Genomic DNA, 14,630 nt, shown 5'->3' with positions numbered 1-14,630 from the left:
TGCAATCTCGCGACCGCGCGATCGAATGCACATTTCTGCATCAAGCTTTTTAGAGATGAATTTGGTGGCGATGAATTTTGTGGCGATCCCGGCAGGGCTCGAACCTGCAACCTTCGGAGTCGAATTCCGACGCTCTATCCATTGAGCCACGGGACCGTTGCGCCACGCCATTCGGCCGAAGAACCGTCTCGATCTTTGCGACGAAAAATCACCAAGAGCCCGATTCTCAGCGGATGATCGCACAATCCGCGCGGCGGCAAAACGGAATAAGTGGAACCAATGGGGCCACTCGTAGTTTCGGTCGCCCTGTTCCCCGGCCGGATTGTCGCGATTGGACGTCACTGTGCTCGAACCGCGAGTGACATTGAATTGAATTGATCGAAGAAACTCTTGCCTCGTTGCGATGGTTAGCCGCTCCCGATGAACATCGATGGATCGCCCGTTATTTGCGCGGAACCAACGGCGACGAGAGGCCGTTTGCCATGGGGAACGTCCACAAGAAAAGGAGATTTAGATGAAGGTTATTAAAGGTGCTGTCGTGACTCTCGGACTGCTCGCCGCTGGCTCCGCCAGTGCCACGGCGCAGGCGACCTACGATAATAACGGACAGCCGCTAACGCCGCAGACCAAGACTCAGCAGGTAACTCCCGCGCCGTCGAACGGCGCAAGTAGCGGCGACACGGGCGTATCGAGCCCGGCCGGCATTCCGGCAGATCCGACGACCAATGAAAATGTTCAACCGGGTCCTTCGACCAATACGCCGAATGATCCCGCCGCGGGCTCCAATCCCGACGCTCGCGCTCCGACATCTCCAGCCGGAACCGGCACCTCTAGCCCGTGATGTTCCTTCGGGTAATACGTTGAAGGTTCCGGGAAGCCCCGGAACCTTCATCAGCTTCAGCGCTGCACAATCAGTAGTCGCAATTCTGATATCGTCTCCACCAATACGGACTGCCCGTCTCGATGGCTCTGCGATACAGCCATTCGCAATCGTAGCCATAGTAGCCGTTGTCGTAATAGCCGTAAGAATAGTAGGGATAGCCGACGATGAACCGTCCGCGGCGGTGATGGTGCCGGCCGCCGTTTCCGTAATAATTGCCGGAAAAATTCCGGTAGCCGCGATCACCCATCCGCGGACCGCGCGGCCCGTGGCCACGGAAATTGCCACCGCCGAAGTTCGGACCCGCGCGGTATGCCCGCCCGGAAAAATTCCCGCTCCGGTAATTGCCGCCTCCACCACTGAAGTGTGGTCCACCTCCGCCACCGCCGCTGAAACGGGCCCCTCCGCCTCCGCCGCCGCCACCGCCGCCGTTGCCGTGTCTCGCATCGGCGACAGTCGTCCCCAGCGCGAGGAGCAGGATCGCTCCCAGCGCAGCAACGCTTTTTACCTTCATCTAGAACGCTCCTAGGTCTCTCTCAAACGGACGCCCCCACGACATCCATTGTAATAACGGGTGGGTAAATGCTGCAGTTCCGGACAGCACTAACCGGAGATGGCTAGCTGTTCGACCTTAGCACATTGCTCTGGGAGGAAGTTAGGCGTCCCTGCGTCGATCATGTCGCTCGTCGCGACCGGCGCGGCCTTCACTAAGGCCGTCATTCTAGGAACTCTCGGGCTTGGAACTCGCGGGGTTCGGTGTGTGTCTTGCCCCACATTCAAAGCGATTGTAACGGCAAAGCGATTGTTCAATGGCTGGCAAATTGCGGGTCCGCGGCCGGACACAGCCACTCATAGCGCCAGCCGTCGACGGCGATCGTGTCTTCCTCGGTTGCAGGTATTCATCAAACGCCTGCAAAACACGGTTCGACATAAACCGTTCCGTAACAGCATGGTGCTTGCTTATCTGAGTTGAGGGATTTCCAGGAGACGAGAAGCGGCGCACAGTGACTTTTACGCGGAGGATGGTTTGACATGTCTGTCGCTTACAATGTTTTTGGGCCTGAAGACCTCGCGCTGGCTGAAAGCGTATTGAACGAAGTTTGGACTTCGCTTCCGAGCGGCGTCCGAAGCGGACCGCACGGGCTGGAGTGCCGGGACTGGTTGGCCAAGCAGGTGCTGGCATCGATCCACAATGACGACGTCAACCGCGATCTTCTGAAGATGCAGCTGCTGAATAGCGATATGACGGCGTGGGCGTGACGGCTGCGTTTGGGAACAAATTGCGTTTCTCAACCGTTGCTCATCCAGGCGCATGCACCAGCGTGCGCCAGGCGCCTTTAAGCCAGGTGCCCAGGCCGCTGGGGAGCTTTACGCTTCCGGCGGCTTTGCTTTGACTTGAGACGCCGGAGACTTAAGACTTCGATGCCTCAAGCCTGAACGACATTTGCGACCTCGGAATTCCGACCTTCATCGGGCGACCTTGACCGGGTGGGATGCCTTCGAATGGCAAAGAAAAAGCTTTCCGAGTATCGCGCCAAGCGTGATTTCACCAAAACCGCGGAGCCGAGCGGCACCGAGAATGTCCGTCCGGCGAAGTATCTGCGCTTCGTGATCCAGAAGCACGACGCCTCGCATCTCCACTACGATCTTCGTCTCGAACTCGATGGCGTATTCAAATCATGGGCGGTGACGCGCGGTCCCTCCATCGATCCCAAAGACAAACGCCTCGCTGTCGAAGTCGAGGACCATCCGCTCGACTACGGCGATTTCGAAGGGACCATTCCCAAAGGACAGTACGGCGGCGGAACGGTGATGCTTTGGGACCGCGGGTTCTGGGCACCGGTCGGCGATCAAAGTCCCGAGGAACAGCTGCGCAAGGGCGAGCTCAAATTCATCCTGGCCGGCGATAAACTCAAAGGCAGCTGGGTGCTCGTCAAAATCAAGAACGACCGCTTCGGCGGGAAGCGTAACAACTGGCTTCTCATCAAGCATCGCGATGAGGGCGCGCATTCTGGGGATGCCGACGCGATACTTGCGAAGGATCGCTCGGTCGCGTCGAAACGCACGATGGCGCAGATCGCGGCCGGACAGGGCAAGGGCCCCGAGCCTTTCATCACGCGGCGGCGGACGGCTGCAAGCCCGAATGCCGTTTGGAATTCCAATCAATCATCTAACGACGATCCCGAGCCACAGCCTGATCCGTCTTCGACGAAACCGCTCAAGCGAACGCCGGTTCGAAAAGCGGCGAAACCGAAAAAGGCAGCGGCCGCTGCGGTGAGCACATCGGCGAACGCCGTTTTGGGAATTACGATTTCTCATCCCGAGAAAGTCCTGTGGCCCGCTGATGACGATGCCGCCGTTACGAAGCTCGATCTCGCGCATTATCTCGAAACAGCCGGCGCGTGGATGCTCGAGCAGATCAAGGGTCGGCCCTGCTCGGTGATCCGCGCGCCGGACGGCATAACCGGCCAAACGTTTTTTCAACGCCATGCGATGAAGGGCATGTCACCCGAGATCGATCTCGTTCGCATTTCGGGAGATCGCGAACCTTATATCGAGGTGAACTCGGAAGCGGCGTTGATCGCGCTTGGGCAGATCGCGGCGCTCGAGTTTCATCCTTGGAATTGCGCGGAGTTCGAGCCGGATATCGCAGGCCGCCTCGTCTTCGATCTCGACCCGGCGCCGGATGTCGAATTTGATCGTGTCGTGCGTGCGGCCATTGAGCTTCGCGAACGGCTCGAGACGGTCGGTCTCGTCGCCTTTTGCAAGACGACCGGCGGCAAAGGCCTTCACGTTGTCACCCCGCTCAAAACAAACCGCGGCGATGCTGCGAACTGGGCTGACGCGAAGATGTTCGCTGGCGCCATTTGCCAACAAATGGCGGCCGACAGCCCGAAAGACTATCTCATCAAGATGACGAAGAAGCTTCGAACGGGCCGGATTTTTCTCGATTACTTTCGCAACGACCGCATGGCGACGGCTGTGGCGCCCCTCTCACCGCGGGCGCGACCGGGCGCTCCCGTGTCGATGCCGCTCACCTGGCGTCAGGTCAAACAAGGGCTTGATCCCAAGCGCTTTACGGTGCATACCGTCCCTTCGCTGCTCAAAAAGATGACTGCCTGGGAGGATTACGATTCGTCGGATCGCTCGCTCAGAAGCGCGATCAAGAAGCTCGTCGGATCCTGAGCGCGTGACCGCGAAGACCAACATTTCTCGGGGCCTATCGAAGCACGCGACTGTGCCGGCAATCGAGAGGCGCCGCTCAGCTGCACGCCCGCTGAAGACTCCAGGCGCGATCAAATCGGCCATGCCGGACTTCGTCGCGCCTTGTCTTGCAACGCTTGTTGCAAAGCCGCCGGTGGGCGACGAGTGGGTCCACGAGATCAAGTTCGACGGTTATCGCATTCAGGCGCGCATCGAGAAGCAGTCGGTGCGGATGCTGACGCGGAACGGCCTCGACTGGACTGAGCGTTTCGGCAGACTTCCGCAGCTTCTCGCCGCGTTTCACGACGGCTCGGCGATCATCGACGGAGAACTCGTCGTCGACGACGCTTCAGGGCATTCGAGTTTTTCAGCTCTCGCCGACGCGCTCAAAAGCGGACGCAGCGAAAAGTTCGTGCTGCACTGCTTCGACCTTCTCTATCTGGACGGAATGAACCTGCTCGACGCCAAGCTCGGTGATCGCAAAGCCGCGTTGCAGAGGCTCTTTTCGGGCAAATCAAAGACCGAACAAATCCGCTACAGCGATCACCTTGCGGCGGACGGAGCGCAGATGCTCGCGCATGCCTGCAAGCTCGGGCTCGAAGGCATCATTTCCAAACGCATCGACCGGCCCTACCGCTCGGGCCGCCATGACGACTGGCTCAAATCGAAGTGTGTCCAGGTCGATGAATTCGTCATCCTCGGATATCTCAAGTCCAAGGCCGCACCCAATGCGATCGGCGCGCTCGTCGTCGGCTATTACGATAAGAAACGGCTCATCTATGCGGGGCGTGTCGGCACGGGATACACGAACAAGACCGCGAGCAGTTTGATGCGTACGTTGAAGCCGCTACACATCGATGCTCCTTCTTTCGTCTCGTCGCTCACGAGCCTGCAGCGACGAGACGTGACGTGGGTTACGCCCGCACTTGTTGCGCAAATCGAATATCGCGCTTGGACCTCCGATGGCCTGCTGCGACACGCGGCCTTCAAGGGGCTGCGTGAAGACAAGCCCGCGACCGACGTTCGCCGCCCCGTCGTCAAATCCATCAGCGGTTGAAGCTGGCTAGAACGGCAGAAACAGCTGCTGGGTGAAATGCGGGATCATCATCATCCACATCCAGAGCGCAAAAATGGGGTGCATGGAAACCTCCTGAAATTGCCAACGCAATCAGGCAACAACGCTTCGTGTACTCACATTTATTGATAAGACGCGGCGTTCATGGACATCGATAATATGATCGAGCAGCGAACTTCGCGACGCACACAAAGTAGCACGAGTCTGTTGGATTCCGTCTTTTTATCCGCGTGCGCGCGATTTTTTCTTCGGCGTCTTTGCAGGAGCGCGCTTCACCGGTTCGCGCTTTTGGCGGGACGCTGCGGTTTTGGTTTTCGATGCCGCCGCCGGCTTCGATCCTGATTTTTCAGTGGAGCGGCGTAAAGCCTCCATGAAATCGATGACCGTTCCACCTGACGGCTGTTCGTCGCCACCGGAAACTTCGGTCGAGAGGCCGCCCTCAACCTTCTCCTTGACGAGCTTGCGCAACGCTTCGGCGTAATGGTTCTTGAAGTCGGCCGGATTGAATTTTCGCGTCCGCTCGTCGATCAGCTGTTTCGCCATGTCGACGAGCTCGGGACGAAGCTTCTCATTGCCGATCCCGTCGAAAATCTCGTCGGCGTCGCGCACTTCACTGGCGTAGCGCAGCGTTTCGATCATCAATCCGTCGCCGCAAGGCTTCATCGCGATAAGGTTCTCGCGGCCTCGCAGCGTCAGCTGGCCGACACCGTATTTCTTGGTGGCCCGGAGCGCGTCGCGGATGATGCGGTATCCCTCCTCGGCGACGTCTCCATCGGGCAGCACGTAATACGGGTTGTCGAAGTACAGCGGATCGATGGAGCAGGCTTCTACGAACTCGGTCAGCTCGACGGTGTGGCGCGTCGAGAGCTTCAGCTTGTCGAGTTCATCCGCATCGAAGAGAACGTAGTTGCCGTCGTCGAGCTCGTAGCCCTGCACGATGTCGGACTGCGGCACGACCTTGCCGCTTTCGCCCGCAACTTTCTGGTATCGAATACGCTGCTTCGATTTCTTGTCGACCTGATGCAGGGCGATCTTGTCTTCGGATGCGGTCGCGCTAACCAACCGAATGGGAATGGTAACGAGCGCCAGGCGCAGATGTCCTTTCCAGAAGGACCGCGCGGTTGCCATCGTCAAACTCCTCGAGAACGCAGTACACGGTAACAGGATAGCACGCTTTGGGCTTCCGTCGGAACGCAGTCGGAACGTTCGGGGTTCCCTGGTCGCGAGTTACAGGCGTCAACTCCCGGCGGTCGTCGCGACCCAATCATACGGGTGCTTCAAGTGCCGGCGGTGGGCCTCCGCCGCTTCGCGCGTCTGGAACGTCAGCGCCGTGGCTGGATCGCCTGTTTCCTCGCCGTTCGAGCCCAGATAGACGTCGGGCCGTCCCGCATACACGACGTCGGGCTTTCGCTCGACCAGCAACCATCTCATCACGCATCTCCGGCCGGGGAGGTAAGCTTAATCCGGCATTCATCCTAGAGCATAACGCGTGTGACTCGGCCAGCGATGCGCCAGCCGTTTCGCCGTTTCAGGAAAAATTTGTTAACGCTGGCTGGTTTGGTAGTTGGGATTGACCCACACCGGAACTTCTTCGCGCGGCAGCGGCGCCCGGCCCCGTATAACATCGGCCAACTTCTCAGCCATCATGATCGTCGGGACGTTCAGATTGCCGCTCACGACGTCGGGCATGATCGAGGCATCGACGACGCGTAAGCCCTCGATGCCGTGGACCCGCGCTTTGCCGTCGACAACCGCCATGTCGTCCGTCCCCATCCGGCAGGAGCAGGATGGATGGTACGCGCTTTCCGCCTTCGCCCGAATGAATGCATCGATATCCGCGTCGCTGGTGCTCGCCGGGCCCGGCGTCAGCTCATCACCGCGATAACGATCAAATGCTTTCTGAGAGAATATCTCGCGCGTCAGGCGGATCCCCGCGCGCATTTCTTTGCGATCCTGTTCCGTCTGCATGTAGTTGAAGAGCACGCGCGGGTACTGGCGCGGATCGGAAGATTTGAGTTTCACGTAACCGCTGCTCGTCGGACGCATTGGTCCGATGTGCGCCTGGAAACCGTGGCCCTTGGCGGCTGAGGTCCCGTCGTAGCTGATCGCCATCGGGAAGAAATGATATTGCAGGTCGGGGTGCAGGACTCCGGGCTCGCTGCGAATGAAGCCGCCCGATTCAAAATGGTTGGTCGCGCCGAGGCCCTTCCCCGTCAAAATCCATTCGATGCCGATCTTCAGCTTCGCCAGCGGATTGTTGGCGCTGTAAATCGAGACCGGCTCTTTGCATTCGTATTGTACGTAGGCTTCGATATGGTCTTGCAGGTTCTCGCCGACGCCGGGCACGTGCTGCACGACCGGGATGCCGAGCTTCTTCAGCTCGTCGGCATTGCCGATGCCCGACAGCATCAAAATTTGCGGTGAATTGATCGCGCCGCCGCTGACGATCACTTCGCGCGTGGCGCGGGCGGACTGAAGACGGCCACCCCGGCTATATTCGACGCCGACCGCTCGCTTGCCTTCGAAGAGGATGCGCGTGACCAGAGACTTCGCCTTGACCTCGACGCCTCCGCGCTTTTGCGCCGGGCGCAGGTGAGCTTTCGCGGCACTCCATCGCCGTCCTTTGTAGACGGTCATGTCCATCCGGCCGAGGCCTTCCTGCTGGCGGCCGTTCATATCGTCGGTGACGGGATAGCCCGCCTCAGCGCCCGCCTTGATGAACGTGTCGTACAATGGATTTGTGCACGGTGCCGTGGTCACGAAGAGCGGCCCAGAATTGCCGCGATAGGCATCACCGCCTTTGAGCCGCGTCTCGGATTTCTTGAAGTATGGGAGGCAATCGAAATAGCTCCAGTCTTGGAGACCCTGACGCCGCGCCCACGCGTCATAGTCGAAGGCATGCCCGCGAATGTAGATCATGCCGTTGATCGATGACGAACCACCGACAACGCGGCCGCGCGGACAGTACATCTTCCGGTTATCGAGAAACGGTTCCGGCTCCGACTCGTACCACCAGTTATATTTGGTGCCAGCCAGCGGATAGGCGAATGCGGACGGCATGTGAATGAAGATGCTGTGGTCCTGCGGCCCCGCCTCCAGAACCAATACGCGGACACCCTGATCTTCCGTCAAACGATTGGCGAGCACGCATCCGGCGGATCCAGCGCCGACGATGATATAATCGAAGTCTTGGGTGGTGCTCATCTCTGGACAGATCCCCAGGTCTTAGGAGTGGAGCCTAATATTCTTATCATTCATAGGGGCATTGGACGTCGCCGAGTTCGACGTAAACGCTCTTCAACTGCGTGTAATGATCAATCGCGGCTTGTCCGTTTTCATGGCCAAAGCCCGACTCCTTGATGCCGCCGAACGGCATCTCGACTGGAGTCACATTGTAGTTATTGATCCAGCAGATCCCGGCTTCGAGACGGGCGGCAACACGATGCGCGCGCGAGAGGTCACGCGTGAAGACGCCGGCTGCCAAGCCATAGCGGGTGGCGTTCGCCCGGGTGACGACGTCATCTTCATCGCGGAACTTCAGAACCGACATAACCGGTCCGAAGATCTCCTGGCGGACGATGCTCATATCGTCAGTGCATTCGGTAAACACGGCTGGACGTACGAAATTCCCGCGGGCGAGTTCGTCCGCGTCGACGCGCTCCCCGCCGTAGCGGAGTCGCGCTCCCTCCTTCTGGCCCGCCGCGACGAAGCCCAAGACGCGATCCATGTGCACTTGCGAGATCAAGGCGCCGACCTGCGTCTCAGGCGCCAAAGGATCGCCGATGCGCAATTTCTTCGTGCGCTCGACGACCATGTCGACGAAACGATCGTGAATGTCCTCGTGGACGTAGACGCGGGTGCAGTTCGTGCAGATTTCGCCCTGCGTATAGAAATTGCCGAGCATCGCCGCCGATACGGCCTGGCGCAGATCCGCATCCGGAAAGACGAGCAGCGCCGACTTGCCGCTCAGTTCCATCGTCGTTCGCTTCAAGGAGGCTGCCGCTGCCGCGAGGATTTTCTTCGCCGTTCCGACAGAGCCCGTCAGCGAGATCTTGGCGACACGCGGGTCGGTCGTCAGAAGCGTTCCCGTCCGCGCGTCGCCGTGCAGGACGTTGAAGACGCCATCGGGGACGCCTGCCTCCGTGTAGATTTCGGCGAGCTTCGCGGATGTCGTCGGCGTCAGTTCGGAGGTCTTGAAGATCATCGCGTTGCCACAGGCCAATGCGGGCGCCGATTTCCAGCACGCGATCTGGATCGGATAATTCCACGAGCCGATGCCGACACATATGCCGATGGGTTCGCGGCGCGTATAAACAAAGGCGTTATTCAGCGCGATCTGCTCGCCGCGCAATGAGCCGGCGACGCCTGCGAAATATTCGATGCAATCGGCGCCGCTCACGACATCGACAGCTTCCGCCTCCTGAATTGGTTTGCCGGTGTCTTGGACTTCGAGGCGAGCTAGCTCGTTATTGCGGTCGCGTAATATGCGGGCGGCCTTATTCAGAATGCGACCGCGCTCGGCGCCCGATATGGCGGACCAAAGCTTTAATCCTTCCTCAGCCGAACGCAGTGCAGCATCGACCTCCGGCTCAAGCGCGATTTCAACTCGCGAGATCAGCTTCCCGGTTGCGGGATTCGTGTTGTCGAAAGTCTCGGCGGCTTTGGAGGCGGTGAACCTGCCCCCGATGTAGCTCTGCAGCACGTGCACCATGAGTACTCAATTGCCTAGGAATTCAGCTGAGCGAGATGTCTTTCTCGCCCATGGTAAAAGCTATTAGTGCGCACGTTTCCGCCGCTTCCCAAAGCGCTCTTTCCTATGCCGCCTGTGCCTTTTCCGAGCTATCTCAGATACGACGCAAATGACTTCGGCGGCGACAACGAACGTAAACTCAACCGGCGTCGACCGAATGTGTCCGGAACGCGCTATCTGAACTTGTCAAAATGCGACTTGGTGCTACTATTTGATATCGGGGTTACGCTCGCAAACCTTGTCGCCTTGGTTTTATGCCGGGAGCGGCAAGCCCCAGACGCACCGATCACGACATAATCTAGCCTTCCCGTTTGACGTGGGAGCTTTTGCGACGTGAACGAAGTTCCGGCAAAGTTGAGCGCGATCCGCAGGATCGGGTTCTTGACTTTAGACGAATACACCATGATCGCCGTCTCAAGCGCGATCGAAGTTCTTCGGATGGCCAACCGCTTAAGCGGCCAAACCCATTACTCCTGGACAATTCTTACACTCGATGGCCGGCCTGTGCCGTCGAGCAACGGCATGTCGTATTCGAGCGCCGCCACCTACGATGCAGCGGACGACCTCGACATGGTGCTCGTTTGCGGCGGCACCAACGTCGCGAACTTCGTCAACGACAAGGTCGTCAATCTTCTCCGCCGCATCGCGCGTGACGGGGTCGTGCTCGGCGGGCTGTGCACCGGCACTTATGCGCTCGTGAAATCCGGTCTTCTCGACGGCTACAAGTGCACGATCCATTGGGAAAATATGGCTGGACTTCGCGAGTTTCACTCGCGGGTAAAGTTCCAGGAAGAACTGTTCGTCATCGATCGCGATCGCATGACCTGCACGGGCGGAATAGCGCCCATCGACATGATGCTCGCCCTCGTGCGCAGCAGCTTCGGCAAGACGCTAGTCGCCGAGATCTCCAATCAATTCATTCTCGAGCGCGTGCGAGATGGCTATGACCGGCAGCACATTCCGTTGGCAGCACGCCTCGGATTTAACCACGGCGCCCTGGTCGACATCGCGGCGCTCATGGAAGCCAACTTCGAGGAGCCGTTGAGCGCTGTCGAACTCGCCAAGCTGGCGGGACTGTCTTTGCGTCAGGTTCAGCGGATGTTCCAGGAGACGCTCGATACGACGCCGACGAAATATTATCTGCAGCTTCGGCTACGGCGCGCGCGCGAATTGCTTCTCCAGTCGCAGATGTCCATTACGCAGATCTCCGTTTCCTGCGGCTTCCAATCGACCTGCCATTTCAGCAAGTCCTATCGCGCCCTTTACGGACGCACGCCGCGAAGCGAGCGTCAGCCGCAGAAGTCCGAGCCGCAGGAGTTCAACGCCTCGCCGGCGCTCCGACGCGAAACGAGCCGCGCGAGACTGCCGTCGATCTGAGTTTGCCATTCTGGGGAGGCCGCGATTTTCAAACCCGGCAGTGCAGAAACTACTTTCAAAGTGAAAGGAGTATCCCGTTAGGCGCGTAAACGCTAGATCGCGTCGCAATTGTGAAATCGACGGCTAGTGGCCGTGCTTAGCTTCAGGGGTTACCATCTCGGGTGACGCCTTCAACAGATTGCCAGCGCAGGAGGATCACCGGCTGTTGCTCCGATCCCGATCAGGGGGTCTGTTGTCCGTAACACCTGGTCCCGCCAACAACAGGAGTTGTCATGACACGCATCGCGATGGGGGTCGCCCTTGCCCTGGGTCTGGCCGCAACCACGGCCCACGCAGCAGAAAGTGCGAGCTGCAAGAAAGTCCGCTTCGCCGATGTCGGCTGGACTGACATTCAGGTCACGACCGCTACCGCTCAGAACCTTCTCGAAGCCCTCGGCTACGAGCCTGAGGTCAAAACGCTGTCGGTTCCGGTGACCTACGCTTCATTGAAGAACAAAGACATCGACGTATTCCTCGGCAATTGGATGCCGAGCATGACGGCCGACATCAAAGCCTATGTGGACGACAAATCCGTCGAGACGATCGGCGTCAACTTGAGCGATGCTGGTTATGGCCTGGTCGTTCCGCAGTACGTGGCGGATGGGGGCGTGAAGAGCCTGAAGGATCTCGGCGCGCATAAGGATAAATTCGGCGGCAAGATTTACGGCATCGAAGCTGGCAACGACGGCAATCGCATCATCAGCGCCATGATCGCCAAACCGGAAAACAACTTGGCAGGCTTCGAGCTCGTCGAAAGTTCGGAAGCCGGCATGCTGACGCAAGCCGAAAAGGCGATGAAGAAGAACGAGTGGATCGTGTTTCTCGGGTGGACGCCGCATCCGGTCATGGGCGAAATGAAGATCGCCTATCTCGACGGCATGGGCGACAGCGGCTTCGGCGCCGCGACCGTCAGCACGAACGTGCGCGCGGGCTACGAGAAGGAATGTCCCAACGTCGGTAAATTCCTCAGCAATCTCAAGTTCAATCTCGCTATGGAAGGCGCGATGATGGGCCCGGTTCTGAAGGACGGCGCCGACCCCAAGGCAACCGCTCTCACGTGGCTAAAGGCCAACCCCAACGCCGCCACGCCATGGCTTGAAGGTGTCACGACAGTCGATGGGGGCGACGCCAAGGCTGCCGTTGCAGCCGCGCTCGCGAAATAGCATCATCAACGAAATTCACCCGACAAGTCCGGACGGCCGCATCTAGCGACCGTCCGATGCGGGGATGAGCTTCAGCTCAGGGGGAGCGCCGATGGATCCCGTATCGAAGCTGATCGCCGCCTGGAAAATTCCGATAGGCCAGCTCGGCAAGTCCGTATTCGATTTCGTCACGGACTATTTCCAGTGGCTGTTCGATGCCATTTCGGGAATTCTCGGGACGGTCGTCGACGGGACATCCGCGCTCCTTCTGCAAATCCCGCCGATCATTCTTGCCGTCGCTCTCGCCGGGTTCGCCTACTGGCTAAGGCGATCCAAACCGCTAGCAATCGGCGTGCTCCTCGGCTTTCTTTTCATTCTGAACCAGGGCCTTTGGAAAGAGACGGTCCAGACATTGGTTCTCGTCGTCGCGGCCACGGCTCTCTCAATGTCGATTGGCGTGCCGCTCGGCATATGGGCTGCTCATAACCCAAGGGTCTGGAAGGTGGCGCAGCCGCTTCTCGACCTGATGCAGACGATGCCGACGTTCGTTTATCTCATTCCCATTCTCATTCTGTTCGGGCTCGGAGCCGCGCCCGCACTCATCGTGACGATCATCTTCGCCATGCCGGCGCCCGTGCGCATGACGTATCTCGGCCTGACATCCATTCCGAAGCCGATGCTCGAAGCCGGCGAAAGTTTCGGCGCGACGAAGCGGCAGCTCTTGTGGAAGGTGGAGTTGCCAGCGGCCCTTCCCTCCATCATGGCCGGCCTGACGCAGTGCATCATGCTTTCGCTGTCGATGGTCGTCTTTGCGACACTCATCGGCGCGCCGAGCCTCGGCAATCCGGTCAACAGGGCGCTCGCCAACCGCAATATTCCGCTCGGCATCGAAGCGGGTCTCGCGCTCGTCATTCTCGCCATCATCCTCGATCGCGCGCTCTCCGTTAACGCGGGAGTGCGAAAATGAACATCGCGGTCGACTTCAAGAACGTCGATATCATATTCGGCAAGGACATCCCGAAGACGTTGGCTATGGTGGATGCGGGCGCGACACGCGCTCAAATCCTTGCCAAGACCGGCGCCGTGCTCGGCGCGGCCGGCGCCAATCTCACCGTGAATGAAGGCGAAATATCCGTCCTGATGGGGCTTTCGGGCTCCGGCAAATCGACATTGCTGCGCGCCGTCAACGGGCTCAACAAGGTGTCGCGCGGCGCTGTCCTGGTGAAGGACGGAGACCGGATGGTGGACATCGCCTCGTGTGATGCCGCTACGCTTCGTCATATGCGGCAGAAGCAGGTCGCGATGGTCTTCCAGCAGTTTGCGCTGCTGCCGTGGCGGACCGTGCGGGAAAACGTGGGGCTCGGCCTCGAACTCGCCGGCGTGCCGCATGCGGAACTCACGGAGCGCGTGGACCGTCAGCTCAAACTGGTCGGACTCGACACGTGGGCCGATAAGTATGTGCATGAGCTTTCGGGCGGTATGCAGCAGCGCGTCGGCCTCGCCCGCGCATTCGCGACGGACGCCCCGATCCTGTTGATGGACGAGCCGTTTTCGGCGCTCGATCCCCTCATCCGCACCAAGCTGCAAGACGAACTCCTGCAATTGCAGAAGTCGATCAAGAAGACGATCATTTTCGTCAGTCACGACCTCGAGGAAGCGCTCAAGATCGGCAATCGCATCACCATCATGGAAGGCGGGCGGATCGTGCAGTCGGGCTCGCCGGAAGAGATCGTGCTGCAACCTGCCGACGATTACGTCCGCGATTTCATTGCCAATGTTAATCCGTTGTCGGTGCTGACCGCATGGAACGTCATGCGCGACATGCGGGACCTCGAGCGTACGGCCGATGACTGGATCTGGCTCGACCGGCGAAAGACCACGCGATTCCAAATCGATGCCGGGGGCAAAGTGCAGGCGGCGGAGTGTGACGGTCGCCAAGCAGCCTGGGTGACATGCGGCGAGTGCGAAAAGCACGTCGGCGAAGACTCTTCGCCCGTTTATTGGGCGAGGCCCGGCACGAGCCTGAAAACAGTCATTCTCGCCATGCACAAGTCGGGCACCGCGCCCGTCGCACTGTTCGACGACGAGGATCGCTTCGTCGGCGCCATCGGCATTCGCGACGTCCTGCAGGCTATCTTGCGACGCAAGGACTGATGAGCGCGG

General features: G+C 59.4%; 13 protein-coding genes and 1 tRNA gene. 8 read left to right on the top strand and 6 right to left on the bottom strand.

From position 1 onward, the window contains the following. Positions 1–80: 80 nt before the first annotated feature. Positions 81–156 (bottom strand) — tRNA-Arg (locus AC1DK3_RS07630). Positions 157–514: 358 nt separating this feature from the next. Between AC1DK3_RS07630 and AC1DK3_RS07625 the strand changes: the two genes are divergently transcribed. Next, a complete protein-coding gene (locus AC1DK3_RS07625) occupies positions 515–841 on the top strand; it encodes a hypothetical protein (protein ID WP_477191638.1) in 327 nt (108 codons plus the stop codon). A 70-nt stretch (positions 842–911) separates the two neighbouring features. Here AC1DK3_RS07625 and AC1DK3_RS07620 read toward each other — a convergent pair whose 3' ends face one another. Further along, entirely contained in the window at positions 912–1,394 is a 483-nt protein-coding gene (locus tag AC1DK3_RS07620; RefSeq protein ID WP_477191637.1) for a hypothetical protein, read from the bottom strand. Between the two features lie 518 nt (positions 1,395–1,912). On the opposite strand from AC1DK3_RS07620, the gene AC1DK3_RS07615 reads away from it, so the two are divergent. The 3 genes from AC1DK3_RS07615 to ligD (AC1DK3_RS07605) all read left to right on the top strand — a co-directional run bounded on the left by AC1DK3_RS07615 (position 1,913) and on the right by ligD (AC1DK3_RS07605) (position 5,141). After that, positions 1,913–2,140, top strand: a complete 228-nt coding sequence (locus AC1DK3_RS07615) for a hypothetical protein (protein WP_477191636.1) — start codon at positions 1,913–1,915, stop codon at positions 2,138–2,140. A gap of 243 nt (positions 2,141–2,383) precedes the next feature. Beyond that, positions 2,384–4,066 carry a non-homologous end-joining DNA ligase gene (ligD, locus tag AC1DK3_RS07610; protein WP_477191635.1) on the top strand — a complete coding sequence of 561 codons (1,683 nt, stop codon included), beginning with the start codon at positions 2,384–2,386 and terminating at the stop codon, positions 4,064–4,066. Positions 4,067–4,070: 4 nt separating this feature from the next. After that, on the top strand, positions 4,071–5,141 hold the full coding sequence (gene ligD / locus AC1DK3_RS07605; protein WP_477191634.1) for a non-homologous end-joining DNA ligase: 1,071 nt from the start codon (positions 4,071–4,073) through the stop codon (positions 5,139–5,141). Positions 5,142–5,381: 240 nt separating this feature from the next. On the opposite strand, the gene ku is transcribed toward ligD (AC1DK3_RS07605), so the two are convergent. The 4 genes from ku to betB all read right to left on the bottom strand — a co-directional run bounded on the left by ku (position 5,382) and on the right by betB (position 9,870). Next, entirely contained in the window at positions 5,382–6,287 is a 906-nt protein-coding gene (gene ku, locus AC1DK3_RS07600; protein WP_477191633.1) for a non-homologous end joining protein Ku, read from the bottom strand. Positions 6,288–6,395: 108 nt separating this feature from the next. Beyond that, positions 6,396–6,590 carry a hypothetical protein gene (locus AC1DK3_RS07595; RefSeq protein ID WP_477191632.1) on the bottom strand — a complete coding sequence of 65 codons (195 nt, stop codon included), beginning with the start codon at positions 6,588–6,590 and terminating at the stop codon, positions 6,396–6,398. 111 nt (positions 6,591–6,701) lie between these two features. Continuing rightward, positions 6,702–8,363 carry a choline dehydrogenase gene (gene betA / locus AC1DK3_RS07590; RefSeq protein ID WP_477191631.1) on the bottom strand — a complete coding sequence of 554 codons (1,662 nt, stop codon included), beginning with the start codon at positions 8,361–8,363 and terminating at the stop codon, positions 6,702–6,704. 46 nt (positions 8,364–8,409) lie between these two features. Next, positions 8,410–9,870, bottom strand: a complete 1,461-nt coding sequence (gene betB / locus AC1DK3_RS07585) for a betaine-aldehyde dehydrogenase (protein WP_477191630.1) — start codon at positions 9,868–9,870, stop codon at positions 8,410–8,412. Positions 9,871–10,290: 420 nt separating this feature from the next. Here betB and AC1DK3_RS07580 point away from each other — a divergent pair, with 420 nt between their 5' ends. The 4 genes from AC1DK3_RS07580 to choV all read left to right on the top strand — a co-directional run bounded on the left by AC1DK3_RS07580 (position 10,291) and on the right by choV (position 14,621). Beyond that, positions 10,291–11,286, top strand: a complete 996-nt coding sequence (locus AC1DK3_RS07580; protein WP_477191629.1) for a GlxA family transcriptional regulator — start codon at positions 10,291–10,293, stop codon at positions 11,284–11,286. Between the two features lie 272 nt (positions 11,287–11,558). Beyond that, on the top strand, positions 11,559–12,488 hold the full coding sequence (choX, locus tag AC1DK3_RS07575) for a choline ABC transporter substrate-binding protein (RefSeq protein ID WP_477191628.1): 930 nt from the start codon (positions 11,559–11,561) through the stop codon (positions 12,486–12,488). Between the two features lie 91 nt (positions 12,489–12,579). Next, complete coding sequence (gene choW, locus AC1DK3_RS07570) at positions 12,580–13,434, top strand: choline ABC transporter permease subunit (protein ID WP_477191627.1); 855 nt, start codon at positions 12,580–12,582, stop codon at positions 13,432–13,434. Next, positions 13,431–14,621: a choline ABC transporter ATP-binding protein gene (gene choV, locus AC1DK3_RS07565; protein ID WP_477191626.1), complete on the top strand. Its 1,191-nt coding sequence runs from the start codon at positions 13,431–13,433 to the stop codon at positions 14,619–14,621. Before choW ends, choV begins: the two co-directional genes overlap by 4 nt. Positions 14,622–14,630 lie beyond the last annotated feature (9 nt).

The sequence above is a fragment of the Hyphomicrobium sp. 01T421 genome (genome assembly GCF_056398805.1).
This window is presented reverse-complemented; position numbering and strand designations above follow the sequence as displayed.